The sequence below is a fragment of the Moorena sp. SIO4A5 genome (assembly GCF_010672005.1).
Taxonomy (GTDB): Bacteria; Cyanobacteriota; Cyanobacteriia; order Cyanobacteriales; family Coleofasciculaceae; genus Moorena.
The window spans coordinates 16,914-33,802 of record NZ_JAAHHZ010000075.1; the positions used below are offsets into that span (position 1 = coordinate 16,914).

Here is a 16,889-nt window from a genome sequence, read left to right on the forward strand (position 1 = left end):
TAGGGCGTGTCTTCTTGCCTCGGAGATCCCCCGTTGGTCCCCCTTAAAAAAGGGGGACTTTGAGTATGGCTCCCCCCTTTTTTAAGGGGGGCTGGGGCAGGGCTGTTTCATTCCCTCAGAAAGCCCATATACTAAGAGAATGTGGTAAGATAATTAAAAAAATGAGCTCTTCTTTGATTGAAAGACTCGGTGAAGTCAGGGATTTTCGTACAACTGACGGAAGACGACATCCATTGTGGGTGGTACTACTAATAGTGATCATGGGAACCATGAGTGGATACTTGGGTTACCGTGCCCTGGGAGATTTCGCACAACGTCACCGAGAAGATTTAATCGAAGCCTTAAAAATACCAAAAGGGCGTGTGCCATCTTACTCCACCATACGTCGTGTCATGATGGGTATAGATTTTGATAACTTTGCCAAGGTCTTTCAAAGTTGGGCATCAGAGTATATCCAAATCAGTCCTAAACAATGGTTAAGCATTGATGGCAAAAGTATTAGAGGCACAGTGAGAAATAGCAACACGAAATATCAGAATTTTATTTGCGTGGTCTCGGTGTTCACTCATGATCAGGGTTTAGTATTAACTCAAAATCAGTTCGAGAACAAACATGGCAGTGAAATCAGTACAGTTCAAGCTTTGATTAAAACACTTCACTTAGAACAAGCAGTGTTGAGCTTGGATTCTCTACACTGCCAAAAAAAACCTGCGAGTTAATTATCAACAGTGGGAATCATTATGCCATTGCCGTAAAAAATAATCAGCCCAAGCTCTATCAACAGATTCAAGTCAATACACAATCGGCAGCGCCCCTGACAACTCATACCACCATCGAGAAAAAACATGGTCGCCTCACCAAAAGACGTGTCAGTGTGTTTGATGATTTGACTGGTATCACTAACCAATGGACTGGCTTAAAAACCCTGATTAAGGTTGAAAGAACAGGACAGCGAGGTAGACAACCATATGTAATGGTTGCTTACTACATCAGTAGTTTGGTCGCTGATGCTGAGATTTTCGCACAAGGCATTCGTGGACATTGGGGAATTGAAAATCGCTTGCATTGGTCAAAGGATGTGGTTTTTCAAGAAGACCGTTCATCGATCACAGGAGCCCACGCTCCTGCCAATATGTCCATTATTCGTAGCATTGTCATTAATATCCTACGTAGTAACGGTTTTTCATCTATGACTATTGCTCAAAGATTAATTAGCAACAACATCCCCACACTTTTGGCACTTTTGCAATAATTTTGGGAATGAAACAGCCCTGGGGGCTGGGGGGGATCTAAATCTTGCGGAAAACTTTGAAAACACGCCCTAGGCAATAGGCAAGACTAGGCAATAGGCAATAGGCATGCTAGCAATAGGCAATAAGTCTAAAAAGAAAAAAAAATAGCCGTAGACATTATGTCTACGGCTTTTTCAATGCCACAGTAAGTGGATTGAAATTGTCATGTCAGTCAGATCCCAAACCAAACCTGATGTGATCTTATTTTACAAGACCAGGAGCCTTTGCTAGGGGGGAAACCCCCCCAGAAATTTAAAGTGTTATGGCAACAGCCAATACTTCATCATTGTAGTCTTCACTTCTCCTGGAACCTCCGTCGGCTCCATAGGGCTCCACTCGCAAATCTCTGCATAGCCAAAAACATAGAGGGTGTGCATGCTATAGATTACTGCTTTACGAGAGCCTTTGAGAGTGTGCTCAACAGGGTATTTTTTGAGGTTTGGGTTAAATTCTGGTGACATGTTTCAAATATTGAACTCGACGTTATAACTATAATCATAATGATTATAGTTTATGTTGTCAAGGGTTTTACAAAAGTTTTTTTGGGAGTTTTATGGAGAAGTTGCAATGGATTTGAACGTTATAATTAGAGGGATTAAATAGGGAATCGGGAATCGGGAATCGGGAATCGGGAATCGGGAATCGGGAATCGGGAATCGGGAATCGGGAATCGGGAATCGGGAATCGGGAATCGGGAATCGGGAATCGGGAACAGATAAAATGAAGATAGCGTTTATTGAATTTATGTACGCTTATCAAGCTCAAATTCCCCCTTTTTAAGGGGGACCAACGGGGGCTCAGTTTGTACCTCATGGGAAATATAATTGCTATAGTATTTGATTAGTTAAGTAATGAAATTTATGGTTATAATTTTAGATGCCAGATTTATAGCAATTTGCAGATAATTGAATTATAAAAATTTCAACTGAACGATGAATGCTGATAGCTGACGATATCAGGTTAATAAACAAAAGCGATACTCTTTGCTGAGCATCGCTTTTGTTGTTAATCTAATGTTACTTACAGCGTTTTTCAGAACTATCAGGTACACAGGATTTTTTCCCGATTCCCGATTCCCTAACCCCTCCTGGGAGGGGTTAGGGGTGGGTCCCGATTCCCGATTCCCGATTCCCTGTTCCCTTTCCTATAGCTAATAGCTTACGAATCTGAAGGTATTGGTTGGGATTCTAGATACCTCAGAAAAGACATTAACTCATCGTCACTGAGCAGCTGACGCGATCGCTTACCGTAAGTTTGTAGAAGATAGTCTTTCCCCTGTTGAGTTGTCCAACCGAGACGCTTCATTTCTACATTGGTTTTAGTAATGATTTCAGAATGGTCAATAATCGGAAGACTCGATGATCCCATGTCACTGGTGTTAGTCTCCATGGTATGTTGAGAATATGACTGGACTGGAGGATCAGGTTGTGAGGTCTGGTAGCTAATTGGCTCCCTCTTCTTAGGGATGTCAGCTGGCACAGAGGTTTCTACTTCCCTTGAGAAGGAATCATTGCTAAAGTTCCTTGCTGGTTCTACTGATGGGATATTGGCAGCGGTTTCCCTAACCTCTCTAGCTCTTGACTCTGAGAAAGAGTAACTACTGGTGTCACCGGTTCGAGTAGCTTGAGTAAAATGATGATTGGGTTGAGTCTGTTCCTGACTTGCTGAGGTCGAGCCAACATCATAGCGAGGCCATGGTTGCAGCGGCAGATTTACCTCACGCTTTGCTCTGGGATTATCCTTGTTTTGATCAATCCCTTTGGTGCTATCCATGCCTAAAGCAGCTAAGGCTCTAAGTCTGGCTTGATCTTCTGCTAATTCAACGGTTTGGGCAGCAGCTAGACCAGTGACCAAAATGGTATCCTCAACTTTAACGGAGCAACGTACGATGTACTGACCATGGTCAATCGCTAAAAGATCGCTGATCAAGCTGCCTTGAGGATAACGATCTCGGAACTGAGTAAACATAAAACCATTTCCTGCCCAAATCTAAGCATTACATCATAGCATAGCTTGACCCGAGAACTGTAGCAAAGGGAACAGCTGATCTGCGGATCACCGGAACATTTCTTCCCGATTCCGTACTCCCGTTGATGTACAATAAAACATAATATAATAGAACTATCTTTGGTAAGCTGGCGCTAAATCCTTCTGTAGTTCAAGTCTTCAACAGACGTAGGAGAAAGGAATTTCAGTGGTGTTCCTGATCCAGTTGAGCAGCACAGCCAAGCAAAACCAAAGTTTCTTTTTCCCAGGCGCTCTAGGAACAGGAAATCAGAGGGCGGGTACCTCCAAGTTCCCCTCGTTGCCCACACCTACTATGTTCCACAAGAGCTGTTATCTCCTGATGTAGTCCGTTGCCTTTTAGCCTACGCAAGTCAGTATGACGATTCAGCAAATCTGAATTTAGGGCGTAAGCGTGACCAATCGGTTGCCCAATAGGTAGACTAGTAGATATAACTGGGGAATTTGGACACAGTTCCAAGGCTGACCAGACTAAGCTAAGCTTCTCTTTTGCCCCAGGGGCTAAAGCATCGGCAAAGCAAGGGGACTAAGTTACCAGCAAGCTTAATGGTTCCGAGTATTGCAGTGTCTGAACATAAGAGTTCTAACCAAAGAAACTGGGTGGCATTGGACATTCTCACTCTTGCTCTTGGAATCGGTTGCTTCTTATACATAACTGCCTGATTAGTACCCGTTTGATGACAACTTCGCCAACGAAACAATCGTCCTGGGGGCCTCAAACCGTAACTCAAAGAAGGTGCCATGGCGTTTGAATCACTGGCTATTGACCAAGCTCTGACTCAAAAATCCCGCAAGCTTTGTTAGGTGAGTCATTATCCTAAAAAGTTACCCTGACCTTAGTCTTGCTTCGGAACAAAAACAACAGAGTCGGTTAACCAGTTTAGGCAAACCATCAGTGGATACCCTTTCCTGGGAAAGAAACACAAGGGGTGGAACAAGTTCAGCTACCCGGGAATACTGATGCACTATTCTCTGCTGTTGGGGAAGTGTACACCTGGCTTGCCTTTCAATGTTCAGCCGATGACCCGATCGCATCAGGGACTGTCCTACCCTAGCGATCGCATAGTCTTAAGGGCAACAAGCAAAAACCACGATCAGACGAAAAGGATTGTTGGATGGAATTTTCAATCGCTACATTACTTTCTAATTTTACCGATGATAAACTAGTGGCACCCAAAGTCTTAGAAAAAAAACTTGGTTGCCAAGACAAAGACGGTCTCAAAAAACTCCAGATTGCCCTGGATGCACTGGAAAAATTAGGAATTCTGGTCAAAGATCGCGGCAGGTATCGGCGTGTTTATGAAGAAGATGTGGTGGAAGCCAAGCTGCGCTGTTCCAGTAAAGGCTTTTGTTTCGCCATCCAAGAAGTCGAGGGAGCCGATGATATTTACATTCGGGAGAGCAATCTGAGTACTGCCTGGAATGGCGATCGCGTCCTAGTCAAAGTTACCAAAGAAGGTAGCCGACGCCGCTCTCCTGAAGGAGAAGTGCGGTTAATTCTCGAACGGGTAAATCCTTCAGTGCTAGCGCGAGTCAAGGAAATTGGTAATGGTTACCGAGCCTTTCCCCTTGATGACCGACTCTTGTTTGAACTAGATCTTGAACCGGATGAGGAAACCTTAGACAAAGCAGTGGATCATCTGGTTCATGTAGAAGTGCTACGCTACCCCCTCGGACAAAACCCTCCCCTGGGAAAAGTTGCCCGTATTTTAGGAAGTGATGCAGAAGATGCGGCTGACACCGACATTGTCTGTTGCAAGCACGATTTACGCTCTAACTTCCCTGATGAGGTACTTCTAGCCGCTGATAACTTACCGAAAAAGCTGAAAAAATCAGACTATACCCAGCGCCTAGATTTGCGAAAAGTTCTGACCATTACCATTGAAGATAAGCTAGCTAACTCAGAGAAGGTAATTGTAGAAAACGCCTTTACTCTAGAAAAAACCGAAGCAAATCAGTGGCAACTGGGGATACATATTGCTGATGTGGCTTACTTTGTCCCTGACTCTCCCTTGGCTGATGAAGCCAGAAAAAGGGGTACAGCAGTTTATCTGTCCGATCTGATATTGCCTTTACTACCGGAAGCCGTTGCCCAGCTTTGTTCCCTAGTACCAGGTCAAGACCGCTTAACCATGTCGGTACTACTCACTCTAGACGAAGCTGGTAAGGTAGTAGAATATGAGATTCAACCGTCCATAATCCAGGTACACTACCAGCTCACTTATGAGCAGGCTCAGTCCCTTCTGGGGGGACATGAGGAAGCTGACTCAGAATTGGCACCTGTGGTGGACATACTCAAGGAACTGTTTTTTACCTTGAGTCCAGCAGTCAGGGCGCAACGAAAGCAGCGGGGTGCCTTTGACCTAAATTTGTCCCAGATTCCATACCCCTATAAAGATGAAGGAAGAGTGGGGGCTCTGGAGGTTTCTTCAACAGTACCAATGCAGTCGTTGTTGAAGGAATTAGTGATCTTAGCCAATCAAGCAATAGCTACCCATATCCAAGCCCTAGGTTTGCCAGGGATTTACTGTGTCCAGGGGCTACCGGATTGGGATGGGCTTCAGGATTTGATTAGGTTGGGCATGAATCTAGAGCTAGATATGCAGCTTGAGAAAGAAGAAACCATTACCTCTCAAGACTATCAGGGCTTTACCCAGCTATTTTCCAAATCCATAGCACCTAAAGTATTGATCTATTTGTTGTTATCAACCTTAAAACCAACAGGTTATAGTTCAAAACCAGGATCCCACTTTGGTCTAGCATTGGATACTGGGTATACTCACGGAGTATCACCACTGAGGCGCTATGGAGATTTATGGGTACAACAGTTACTGCATTTGGTATTTGAAAAAGGAAGAGACCGTCGTTCTACCCGTTCCAAAGACCGCGTAAATCTCAATCATAGCAGCTGTCAAGGTAATATAAACTGGAATGTTTTACCACCAGAAATTCACCAAGAGTTAGAAAATCAGTTAACTACATTAATTCCCCATCTCAATGACCGTGAAAAGATCACCATGGATGCAGAGATGGATTTACAGGGGTTAAAGAAAGCTGAACAAATGAAAGAGCGTACAGGAGATATCTTCAGCGGTCTAATTACTGGGGTTCAATCCTACGGCTTTTTTGTCGAAATTGAAGACTTGTTAGTAGAAGGATTAGTTCACGTTAGCTCTCTCAAGGATGACTGGTACGAGTATCGCTCCCGTCACGCCTGCCTAGTGGGTCGCAAAAATCGCACTGCCTATCGCTTAGGCGATCGCGTCGAAGTCCAAGTCAAGAGTGTGGATTATTACCGTCAACAAATTGACCTGGTCACCGTAAGTGGCGGTAGTTTTGCTAGTAACGAAGATTTAGAGGAGTAAATTATTAGTGATTGGTTAGTAGGTTACTAGAAGGTTAACTAACCACTAACCACTAACCAATCACTACCAATGAAATCATATTAAGTCCAGTTAATCACTTATAATAGTATTGATGATAATAGGGTTAATTCCCTTTTGTTAATTAACAATTTTAAATTAAAAATTAATAAACAAATGACGAACACCATTCAATGATAAGTATTAAACCGGACATGATTTGACTACTGACTAATGACAATTCCTTTAATTCTTGGTGTCACCGGTGCATCTGGGCTAATCTATGCTGTACGGGCTTTAAAGTATTTACTAGAGGCTGACTATGCTATTGAGCTGGTGGCATCGAAATCTACCTATATGGTTTGGCAGGCAGAGCAAAATATTCGCATGCCTCTAGAACCCGATCTACAAGAACAATTCTGGCGTCAGCAAGCGGCAGTCGATCAGGGAGGCAAACTCATTTGTCATCGGTGGGGGGATGTGGGAGCCAGCATTGCTAGTGGTTCTTTCCGTACTTTAGGAATGGTGATCATGCCCTGTAGTATGAATACCGTAGCGAAAATGGCTGCGGGCTTCAGTACTGACCTGCTGGAGCGTTCAGCAGATGTTCAAATTAAAGAAGGGCGTCAGCTAGTAATCGTACCTCGGGAAACACCCTTTAGTTTAATCCATCTGCGTAACCTGACCAGATTAGCAGAAACAGGAGTTAGAATAGTTCCAGCTATTCCCGCTTGGTACCATAACCCTCAAACCATCGAAGATTTGGTGGATTTTGTGGTAGCTCGTGCTTTAGACCAGTTAGACATTGACTGCATTCCCCTAAAACGGTGGCAGGGGAGAAGTAATGATTCCCTACTATGATAGGTAGGAAATAAAGATATCGGAAAGATGGGGGAAAATAGGGCAGAGTTAAAAGACCGAGTAGTAGGAGGCTAAATCGTCAGAGTTTTCTGCCTTGAGCCGGACATATGCTGATAAATCTTCATCACCCCTCAACCTTTAACCTATAACCTTCAATCCCTTGGTTTATGTTTAGGATTATTATATTCTTATGTTTGGTAATAGGTGGATTGGCACTGTTTGTTGTTGATAATTGGTTGCCAGTGCTACCGTTAGTCTTTCTCGGCATGAAGACACCACCTCTACCTCTAGCCTTGTGGATTGTTGGTGCCATTGGAGCTGGAGTTCTAACTAGCATCAGCCTACGACTCCCCAATTACCTGGCTTGGCGTTACTCTCGTCGAAATTCTGAACCACCAGACGACGAGCCATTATTTTCTGAATATAGCCGTCGTGAAAGTTATCAAACCCAGACGAGGCAGGAGAAAACTCGTGAGCGTCCAGCCTCGAAACAAACGTCAAAAGATGATACAAGCTCGGATTGGGAAGAAAGTAGTAGTCAAGAGTGGGAGTTTGAGGAAGATCAGAATTCAGATCGAGTTTCATCAGGTCGCCAAGGGGTTAAGCAAGATTCGACCTCACACACCACTAAAGGGGATCCCACTAGCTATGACCTGAGCGAAGAACCCGAAAGTAGTGATCAAAGTGGCTCTGTTTATTCCTATAGTTATCGCAAACCTGGTAATTCAGGTGTTGGTAAATCCGAAACAGTTTACGATGCCAAGTATCGAGTAATTAATCCACCTTACAAGAAAGTAGCTAAGCAGCCTGAAGAGGATGAAGAGGACTGGGGGTTTGAGGATGATGAAGACTTTGAATAACCTTACTGACGGTTGATTTTCTTGCTCGTTGGAGAGAGTTTGAGACGGAATTGAATACCCCGTCCTCTTAGGTCGGGGATTAATTTTCCCAGTGTGGTGTTAATATAAGAAATAAGGGTCTCAAAAAAAAACTGGGTATTGACCCTACCAGCTACCGACCGTGCGGGGGAAAGTTACGCCCAGGTCGATAACAGCCAATTAGGTTGTGCCTAAGAATCCCCATTCCGGCGACGGATGGGGAAGTTCAAGACTAGCATAACAATAGCAGCCAAGGCAGTGAAAGGTCACTTCTTGGCTGTCACTGTTAGATAGTTACTCAATAATTATCCATTTGGGTAACATACTCCCACACTGACAAGTACGGTTCAGTGTGTGCTTCTTAGCAACTCCAGCTATTGCGAACGGATACACGGGTTACTTTATTAACGACACAGGATGCCCCGACCCGCCGGAACAATACAATAAGTTCTATTTTTAAGCACGTAGGTGGCGGTTAGCTCTTAATTTATTTTCCCTACTATTATAAACTATTATAAACCCTGTCCGCAATTCATCTGACACTTATGCTGCGCATGTTCGTTGTGAGCCATAAGAGCGGATGAAGCTAATTGTTCATTTGTTCGCGAGATTGCTGTCTCACGCGACCAGTCATAGCGGCTTCTTGTAAGACCATAAAGGCATCCAGATCCGCCAAATCGTACTTTTTATGTTTTTGATGAAGCATCCTGCGTAATTTATCCTCGGCTTCTATGGTAAGATAACCGGTGGTGAGAGCTTGTTTGACAATGTCACGAATTAGCAACATTTACTTTGTTACCCCTACTATAGATGGAGTGACCACTAGTGAAAACCAGTAGATCGGTTCCACTAGTTGATAGTTTTGTGAAACACCGAAATCAGCTGCTTCATCAGGTAGTTGAGCGCCAGGGATTAGAAACTATGCTTTATACATATTTGAGTCTCCCTGGTCTAAAAAATTGAGGATTATTTTACCCTCGTGCCAAGCTTGGACTTTTATTCAGTCCAGAGCCTGACCAGTCTTACGGTGGTCAAACACCGCTTACCCAGTCGGCTTAGGTCTAAGCCTAAGTTTCTGGCTATTTTTCTAATGATGGCGGTTTTAACCGCCTTGTCTTGCTTCCTCCGCCACATAGCCACATGAATTATGACGGTTTCCACGTTCCCGTTGTCTTGATGCAGTCGCAGATGAGCAAAACCACGGCAGTTGCTCATAGGGAGAGGCTGTGTGCTAAGGCTTACCGAAGCACCAAAGTCAGGCCCAGTGGTTACCCCCTTTGGCCTCACTGGCTCCCCAAAACCACGGTACATCGATTTTTTTGGGATGAAGTTTAGATGAAGCTATTGTGGATAATAACATAAATGTGAAAGGCTGTCTCCCAGTGGGAACCCTATAGTGGTACGGTTTATTAAGTGAACTAAGGGTAATCACTGATTAAACTGGAGAGGGCATGCGTGAATGACTTGTTGAAGGGCATCAATGTTTTTCTGATTGGCATGATGGGCGCTGGCAAAACTACTGTTGGAGGTTTACTAGCTAGTGAGCTAGGCTATGGTTTTTGTGATACAGATGCCCTGATTGAGCAAATTGCAGGTAAAACGATTAACCAAATATTTGCTGACGACGGTGAAGAAGTCTTTCGACAGCTGGAGACTCAGGTACTCTCGGAACTATCGGCTTATCAGCAATTGATTGTTGCTACAGGAGGCGGTATTGTAATTAAACCCCAGAATTGGAGTTATCTGCATTATGGTCTGGTGGTCTGGTTGGATGTGCCTGTGGCAATGTTAATCGAACGCTTGCAAGAGGATACCACTCGCCCCTTATTACAGAAACCTGATCCTGCTTTAGAATTGCAGAAAATTCTTGACCAAAGACGGAGTCTTTATGAATTAGCTGACCTTCACATCTGTCAACAATCTGGGCAGACTGCACCAGAGGTGGCTTCACGAGTTATTACAGAGATTCCGAAAGTTCTTAAAAAATCTACACAAAAAAATTAGGGTCGTTTTAGAGCCATTCATTATTGTTGGGATAGGCGTTTGACTGGTTTACCCCCTAATAAGTTATGGGCATCTTCCAGAAAAGCTGGTATTAGATCAGCATGAGGACTTTTACGCAAACATTCCGTCAGGTCTAATTCTCTGACCTGATTGGCTTGGGCCCCAGGAAACCAGTGACCCGCATTAGTTAAAAGGTTGTAGCGCATTTTTGCATACTCAACCAGATCGTACGCGATCGCTAAATTCCTCAACCACAAAATCACTGGAATATTTATACCGCCTGGGGTTTCTGAATGGGTGGGTAAACCAATGTGCCAACTTCGGAACCAGTCTTCTCCCAATTTTGCGATCGCTTCTGACTCCAAACGCTCTAAAATCGGTGGTAATATTTCCTCTGAGTGCTCCAGAAGTTCTACAGCTTTGAGGTGTTCATCAAAATCTGATGGTCGAGATGCGCCTAGACTCAAGGTATGGACCTGGGGATGGCTCAAACAAAACAAATCATTAAACACCATTGGGCTAAGGGGAGCACAAAGTTCCACTAACCGTTGTGGTGGTTTATAGAGCATACCCCCTTTATCGGAAGGGCTAATGATGAACACCCCCATATCGTGACGAGTAGCGGCTTCAATAGCAGGCCAATTTAACTGATTAATGTAATACCAGTGCAGGTTAACGTAGTCAAACTGGTCGGTTTCAATGGTGTTAACAATTACATCTGTAGGACCATGGGTGGAGAAGCCAATAAACCGTACCTTACCCTCTGCTTGAAGCTGTCGCGCCACATCTAAATAACCACCGGGACGGATAGTATCATCTAGCAACTCAGGGGTATTAATCCCATGGATTCCCAGTAGGTCAACATAGTCAAGTTGTAGGAAAGCGAGGGATTGATTAAACTTACGACGAAACTCTTTGGGGTCAGGCTTAGGAGTAACTTTAGTCTGAACAATCAGTTGTTCTCGGGTAAATTTGGGCAAAATCTCTCCTAATTGCATCTCAGAAGTACCATAGCCACGAGCAGTTTCTATGTGATGAATGCCAAGCTCTAGAGAACGGCGGATTGTTGCTTCGACATTCTGTTGATGATCTCGGGGAATTTGCTCCTTGGGAACATCCTGCCACTTGAACTGGTATCGCATACCACCACAGGAAAAGACTGGCATCTGTAACTCTGTACGCCCAAATCTTCGATATTGCATCATAAACGTGCTTTGAATCACCCAGCTGCTAGTGTCTGCTCTTTGTCCATCTAACTACCTTTACATTACTTTACAACGTCAGCATTCAGCCGTCAGTATTCAGCCATCAGCATTCAGCCATCAGCATTCAGCCGTCAGCATTCCGTAACTCAGCATTATTCGAATGCTTACCTGTTGTCTTGATCCAATAGCGAGTGGTTTTGGGTCTGTGTGGGTCACCTGCGTCCGCACCGCTGTTTGCCCCGTGGAAACCACGCCAGTTGCTAATAGGGGGAACCCCCACAGGTCGGCACTGGCTCACGGTCATCTCAAGCACCATTAGCAAGTTCAGGTAACGTGACCTCCCCTGTTCCCTTGCTGCATCGCTGATTCAAAAGCTGACAGCATTAAGCTGACGGCTGAATGCTTACCAGCCTCGAATGTTAAGGCAATCGGATCTAGCGTTTACCAAGCTGGTAAGGTACAATAAGGATACCTCAGATAATTCTGCTCAAGAACCATGAAAGCCTACTCTGTTGATCTTAGACAAAAAATTATTGATGCTTATAATCAAGGCAATATCTCTCAACGTAAGCTTGCTCAACAGTTTAATGTTGCCTTAAGCTTTGTTCAAAAATTACTCAAACAGTATCGAGAAACCGGAAATATTGCTCCCAAAGTTCGAACTAAACAAACTCCGATCAAACTTACCCCAGAGCAATTAGATATTCTACGAGATCTTGTCATCAAAAACAATGATGCTACCTTAGATGAACTCCGGATTTGGTTAGCCGAAGAAACGGGAGTTTTAATTGGTCGTTCCACAGTCGATAGAATGATTAAACGTTTGAATTTAACCCGTAAAAGAAACCATAGACGCCACAAACAAAAATAAATAGGCACAAATAAATTCAAAAATAATCTTTATATAGCACTACGCATTCAGATGTTTGACATTCCTAAACTCCGAAACTCAGTCATAGCTGACTTCTGACTTCTGACTTCTGACTTCTGACTTCTGACTTCTGACTTCTGACTTCTGACTTCTGACTTGGGCGTAGCGCTATATTTCATGGATAATGGGTACTGGGGCAATGGGGAATAGTAATCAGATTAATGATACCCCATTACCTCATCCCAATTACCAAAATTGTAAGCGGTCAGCAGTCAGCGGTCAGCTTAAAATAAACCTCATTTGGGAGAATTTAAAGGTGCGCTTGACCCATTAAGAATTAAATTTGCCACGGGTCGCACTTAATAGTTCGAGATTTTATCGAATTCAAAGTCTCGGTAGTAAGCATGCAGCCGTCAGCTGATAGCTGATAGCACCATCTGTAGCACCATCTGTAGCACCATATGTAGGCCATTAGCTGATAGCTGATAGCTGATAGCTGACTGCTTACCCAAAATTTAGGGACTATTTGATAAGTGATTAACCAGACTTAATCTCAAATATCTTGAGCTGCCCGCTGAATCAGATGACGAGCAACAGTTTGAATCCCAGTATGCTCATAACAATTAGTGCTAGCGTCTAGAAATGCCGCTACATAGTCTAACTTGTCATCAGCAACTTCTATGAAGCCACCCAGACGCTCAAACAGTGACTCAGGGCTTAACCCAGTAGAGGAAATTAAATTATTCATCCAGTCACCAACTTCATCAAAGGTGTTACTGATAAATCCCTGTTTATCGGATTCAGGAATTGAGTCACTGAGGGCTTCAAAGGCAGGATTATCTTCTAGAGCGGACTTCCCTCCTTCTTCCAAGCTATTTCGGACTTTAGAGATGAAGTCAGCACCCAGAGGAATTAGACCATCGATGCAAACTAAGGCTACCATCCGCATCAGAGCTTCCTTATGATAGTTTTCTGTCACAGAAGCAGCAAAATCTACCGGATTAAAGCCAAGGCCGTGAATCTTGCTATGAGCGATCAGTTCTCCGACCAGTTTTATACTCAAATCAAAAGATTGAACGGTGTCAGCTTTGGGAGTCAGTTTGTCTAAGAATGGGATCCAACTCAAAGTATCCCCGACTTTGTCAGCTAAAGCTGCTGCTGCGATCGCTGTGTCAGTATTGTCAAGAGTTTGGTAAATCCAGATAGCTGTTTGGTATCCCTGATCAGGGTCTTCGTACAGCTCAAGTGCGCGGGCACTAATTGACTCAATCACATCTTGATCTGTTTCCCCTGTAACTGCGCTAATTGTATTGTGAAAACCGACGAGATTTTCCCATTCCCCCGGAACAACAAAATCCAGGACATTCAGTACTGTTACGGTTATATTATCCGTTGGAAGTTCGTCAACTAATTCAATAATTGATTGACCCATTTTCAGTTGTTTTAATTATAAACTTCTCTCACGAAAACATACACAATTTTAAATGTCAATTGTGAAGGAATCATGAAAAAAATCTGTAAGCTATCAGCTTTGCTTAGGTAGCATACTGAGCAATACTAATTAACGTCAAAGTCTTCAGGAAATTCAGGAGAACTTGGTTGAGCTTCTAGCAGTGCAGCAACCCCATCCCCCTTGAGCTGATTACCAATTACTAATAGCTTTTTGCCAGTAACATTATAAATGTCATAACGTTCATTGCCTTCAAAAAGGTTATTTCCAGGAGTACTAGCAGTGCCTAAATCTGGCTGAGATTGGCTAATCGCTACCAAGCCATCCCTACTATTGTTGATAATTTGGTTCTCGCGCAGCACAGGACGTGCAGACCCTTCAATCACTACCCCGTCAATGTTGTCACGAATCTGATTATTTACTACCAAGGGTGAACTGTTGCCCCCTATCGCCAAACCATGACCGGTTTGCTCAATAATATTACCCCGGATTTCTCCTGTTGCTTCCCGAGTTACAGAGATACCGTTTCCTTGGTTATTGGCAAAACGGTTATTTTCAATCAGAGGATTTCCTTTACCACTAACAAACACTCCTTCGCGATCGCTATTGATAAAGGTATTGTTACGAATGATGGGATTGGTGGATTCTACCCACACACCACTCCCTCTGGTATTAGGATTAGTAATAGTTAGTCCCAGAATCTGAGCATCTTGAGCTGCCAATATCGTTACGTTCTGACCAGCCCAAGTCCGACTGAGGTAAAGACCGCCACCAATTATAACTACTCCTTCACCTCTAGCGGACTTGTTTCCCTGGAGAATCATGCCAGGTTTGAGTTTAAGGGGAAAGGTTTCTCCCTGTTCAACGGTGTACTGACCTGGGGCTAGGTGGATAGTAGCTAAGGGACGAGCTTGCTGTAAGGCATAGGTAATAGTTTTGAAGGGATTAGCAGTGGTTAGACCAGCGTTTTCGCTGTCTGTACCCTGTTGAGAATCCACGTACAAAACTTGCTTGATTGCTGGTGGCGACTGCCTAGGGTTCGATCTCGGTAAGTTACGAGTAGGAAAATTGTCTGGTGTTGGTCTACTTATCCTGCCAGATGAATCCCATTGCTCACAGCCTGTTACCGCTAAAGCCATAATTAATCCAGCAGCAACTAATACAAAGTTAGGGGATTCAGTTAGCTTAGAAACTTTGTATTGCAGCATTGTCAAGGTTAGTACTTAACTTGATTGGAGCAAAATTTTATTTGCCCATTATAGCGTTTTTCATAGTGATGAAAAACGCTATAGTTGTGTACTACTAGCCTACTCAGTTAGCCTAGTCAATTTCTTCAGCAGCACGAAGAATTAAATGACGCGCAACGGTTTGTATGCCAGTATGCTCATAGTAGTTAGTGCTAGCGTCTAGAAATGCCGCCACATAGTCTAACTTGTCATCGGCAATTTCTACAAAACCCCCGAGACTGTCGGACAGTGAATCACGGCTTAATCCAACAGAGGATACTAGATTATCCATCCAGCCACCAACTGCATCAAAGGTTTGAGTAATGAATCCCTGTTTATCGCCATCTGGGATTGAGTCCCTGATGGCTTCAAACTCATCATTGTTGGAAAAGGATGATTGATCTCCTTCTTCAAGGGTATTTCGTACTTTAGACACGAAGTCTGCACCAAGAGGGATTACCCCATCAATACAAACTAAAGCTACCATCCGCATCAGAGCAGCTTGATCATAGTTTTCCCGGATAGAACTGGCAAACTCGAAGGGATTCAAGCCAACCTTGTGAATTTTGCTATGGGCAAGTAGTTCCCCCACCAATTTCAGACCCAAGTCAACCCCTTGCAGCTTGTCAGCTTTGGGAGTCAGTTTCTCTAAAAACGGGATCCACCTAAAGGTATCCCCGACTTTGTCGGCTATTGCCGCTGCTGCGATCGCTTTGTCAGTTCTGTCAAACTTTTGATAAATCCCAACCGCTTTTTGGTATCCCTCATTGGGGTCTTCGTAGATGGCGAGGGCGCGATCGCGAATTTTCGTAATCACCTCGTAATCCTCTTCCCCAGTTAGCTTGCGAATGGTATGGTTAAACCCCACTAGGTTTTCCCACTCCCCTGGGATCACAAAATCCAGTGCGTTCAGGATTTTTACAGTTAGGCTATCGGTTGACAGTTCATCAACTAACTCAATTATTGATTTACTCATAAAAAACAAGTTTGAAGTTTGGACACCCCGTTTATGGGGGGCCAGGTCGGAAACACGAACGTCAAGTGCGGTTTTCACCCTGCTACCTAGCCTCGAAGGCTTGAAGCCCTGTCTAGGCAACAGCGGGGTGCTGACCTTAATATTTTCTCTAGATAGTTTCTCTAGATAGTTTTCGGTTAGTTTAACCTACACCATCATAACTATAACAATCCGATTTTAGTTGTGAAACTCTCCAAGACCGGAAGTGGAGCAACAGACCAGAAGTCGGGGAAGAGGGGCAATAATTTGACCATTGGTTAGTTGAGCGCAAATCAATTGGGAGTGCGCTAAGCGTGGGTTCTATTTAACTAATCGCTATCTTAAAAATTAATAATTATGAAGAGCTAGGGGCTCAACTCTCTAATTATATCATGTCGGGATAATTACCCTTAATAAAAATCTCCCGCATCTCCCCATCTCCCCACACTTCCCACACTTCCCAAACTTCCCACCCTCGCTCTAATTATGGGTATTCAACCTGACTTGATCTTATGGGGATTAACCTATTCCGGCAGAGGATGTCAAGGCTTTACGATTACCGGTGTTCCTATAGCCACCTTTTCAAATAAATCTCGGACATCTTTATTGAGCATTCGGATGCAACCGTGAGAAACAGCTTGTCCGACGAGTTCCTCAGCAGTTGTTCCATGAAATCCAATATAATTCTTCCCATTAGTCCAAAAACCAATCCAGCGATCGC

General features: G+C 43.8%; 18 protein-coding genes and 1 pseudogene. 7 read left to right on the forward strand and 12 right to left on the reverse strand.

The features are described from left to right. The first annotated feature begins 161 nt into the window (after nt 1–161). Nucleotides 162–1,252: pseudogene (locus F6K57_RS21815) on the forward strand (ISAs1 family transposase). Between the two features lie 300 nt (nt 1,253–1,552). Here the strand turns inward: F6K57_RS21815 and F6K57_RS21820 are convergent. Together F6K57_RS21820 and F6K57_RS21825 are read right to left on the reverse strand one after the other, a co-directional pair. Continuing rightward, nucleotides 1,553–1,753, reverse strand: a complete 201-nt coding sequence (locus F6K57_RS21820) for a hypothetical protein (RefSeq protein ID WP_293019763.1) — start codon at nt 1,751–1,753, stop codon at nt 1,553–1,555. Between the two features lie 67 nt (nt 1,754–1,820). Then, the gene (locus F6K57_RS21825) at nt 1,821–2,105 is read right to left on the reverse strand and encodes a hypothetical protein (RefSeq protein WP_293070619.1); all 285 of its coding nucleotides are present in this window, start codon (nt 2,103–2,105) and stop codon (nt 1,821–1,823) included. Nucleotides 2,106–2,275: 170 nt separating this feature from the next. Between F6K57_RS21825 and F6K57_RS21830 the strand changes: the two genes are divergently transcribed. Continuing rightward, nucleotides 2,276–2,446: a hypothetical protein gene (locus tag F6K57_RS21830; protein WP_293070621.1), complete on the forward strand. Its 171-nt coding sequence runs from the start codon at nt 2,276–2,278 to the stop codon at nt 2,444–2,446. Between the two features lie 4 nt (nt 2,447–2,450). On the opposite strand, the gene F6K57_RS21835 is transcribed toward F6K57_RS21830, so the two are convergent. Further along, a complete protein-coding gene (locus tag F6K57_RS21835) occupies nt 2,451–3,260 on the reverse strand; it encodes a hypothetical protein (protein WP_293070623.1) in 810 nt (269 codons plus the stop codon). Nucleotides 3,261–3,552: 292 nt separating this feature from the next. Beyond that, nucleotides 3,553–3,777 carry a hypothetical protein gene (locus F6K57_RS21840; protein ID WP_293027050.1) on the reverse strand — a complete coding sequence of 75 codons (225 nt, stop codon included), beginning with the start codon at nt 3,775–3,777 and terminating at the stop codon, nt 3,553–3,555. Nucleotides 3,778–4,432: 655 nt separating this feature from the next. Here F6K57_RS21840 and F6K57_RS21845 point away from each other — a divergent pair. From F6K57_RS21845 to F6K57_RS21855, 3 genes are all read left to right on the forward strand, one after another. After that, nucleotides 4,433–6,682, forward strand: a complete 2,250-nt coding sequence (locus F6K57_RS21845; RefSeq protein WP_293027057.1) for a ribonuclease R family protein — start codon at nt 4,433–4,435, stop codon at nt 6,680–6,682. A gap of 231 nt (nt 6,683–6,913) precedes the next feature. Beyond that, entirely contained in the window at nt 6,914–7,540 is a 627-nt protein-coding gene (locus F6K57_RS21850; protein WP_293027061.1) for a flavin prenyltransferase UbiX, read from the forward strand. A gap of 209 nt (nt 7,541–7,749) precedes the next feature. Further along, nucleotides 7,750–8,400, forward strand: a complete 651-nt coding sequence (locus tag F6K57_RS21855; protein ID WP_293027065.1) for a hypothetical protein — start codon at nt 7,750–7,752, stop codon at nt 8,398–8,400. A gap of 604 nt (nt 8,401–9,004) precedes the next feature. Here F6K57_RS21855 and F6K57_RS21860 read toward each other — a convergent pair. Both F6K57_RS21860 and F6K57_RS21865 read right to left on the reverse strand, forming a co-directional pair. Continuing rightward, nucleotides 9,005–9,205, reverse strand: a complete 201-nt coding sequence (locus tag F6K57_RS21860; RefSeq protein ID WP_293027068.1) for a hypothetical protein — start codon at nt 9,203–9,205, stop codon at nt 9,005–9,007. A gap of 209 nt (nt 9,206–9,414) precedes the next feature. Next, nucleotides 9,415–9,729: a hypothetical protein gene (locus tag F6K57_RS21865; RefSeq protein ID WP_293027072.1), complete on the reverse strand. Its 315-nt coding sequence runs from the start codon at nt 9,727–9,729 to the stop codon at nt 9,415–9,417. A gap of 144 nt (nt 9,730–9,873) precedes the next feature. On the opposite strand from F6K57_RS21865, the gene F6K57_RS21870 reads away from it, so the two are divergent. Further along, on the forward strand, nt 9,874–10,422 hold the full coding sequence (locus F6K57_RS21870) for a shikimate kinase (RefSeq protein WP_293027075.1): 549 nt from the start codon (nt 9,874–9,876) through the stop codon (nt 10,420–10,422). Nucleotides 10,423–10,442: 20 nt separating this feature from the next. On the opposite strand, the gene F6K57_RS21875 is transcribed toward F6K57_RS21870, so the two are convergent. Further along, nucleotides 10,443–11,624, reverse strand: coding sequence for an aldo/keto reductase (locus F6K57_RS21875; protein ID WP_293027105.1), 1,182 nt, complete (start codon nt 11,622–11,624; stop codon nt 10,443–10,445). 499 nt (nt 11,625–12,123) lie between these two features. Here F6K57_RS21875 and F6K57_RS21880 point away from each other — a divergent pair, with 499 nt between their 5' ends. Continuing rightward, on the forward strand, nt 12,124–12,498 hold the full coding sequence (locus tag F6K57_RS21880) for a transposase (RefSeq protein ID WP_293027078.1): 375 nt from the start codon (nt 12,124–12,126) through the stop codon (nt 12,496–12,498). Between the two features lie 47 nt (nt 12,499–12,545). Here F6K57_RS21880 and F6K57_RS21885 read toward each other — a convergent pair whose 3' ends face one another. The 5 genes from F6K57_RS21885 to F6K57_RS21905 all read right to left on the reverse strand — a co-directional run. Further along, the gene (locus F6K57_RS21885; RefSeq protein WP_293027081.1) at nt 12,546–12,698 is read right to left on the reverse strand and encodes a hypothetical protein; all 153 of its coding nucleotides are present in this window, start codon (nt 12,696–12,698) and stop codon (nt 12,546–12,548) included. A 353-nt stretch (nt 12,699–13,051) separates the two neighbouring features. Next, nucleotides 13,052–13,930 (reverse strand): hypothetical protein, encoded by an 879-nt coding sequence (locus tag F6K57_RS21890; RefSeq protein ID WP_293027084.1) that lies wholly within the window; start codon nt 13,928–13,930, stop codon nt 13,052–13,054. 125 nt (nt 13,931–14,055) lie between these two features. Further along, nucleotides 14,056–15,156 (reverse strand): DUF1565 domain-containing protein, encoded by a 1,101-nt coding sequence (locus tag F6K57_RS21895; RefSeq protein ID WP_293070626.1) that lies wholly within the window; start codon nt 15,154–15,156, stop codon nt 14,056–14,058. Nucleotides 15,157–15,268: 112 nt separating this feature from the next. Beyond that, complete coding sequence (locus tag F6K57_RS21900) at nt 15,269–16,150, reverse strand: hypothetical protein (protein ID WP_293027087.1); 882 nt, start codon at nt 16,148–16,150, stop codon at nt 15,269–15,271. A 560-nt stretch (nt 16,151–16,710) separates the two neighbouring features. Next, on the reverse strand, nt 16,711–16,889 hold a 179-nt coding region (locus F6K57_RS21905; protein ID WP_293070627.1), incomplete at its 5' end, for a L,D-transpeptidase.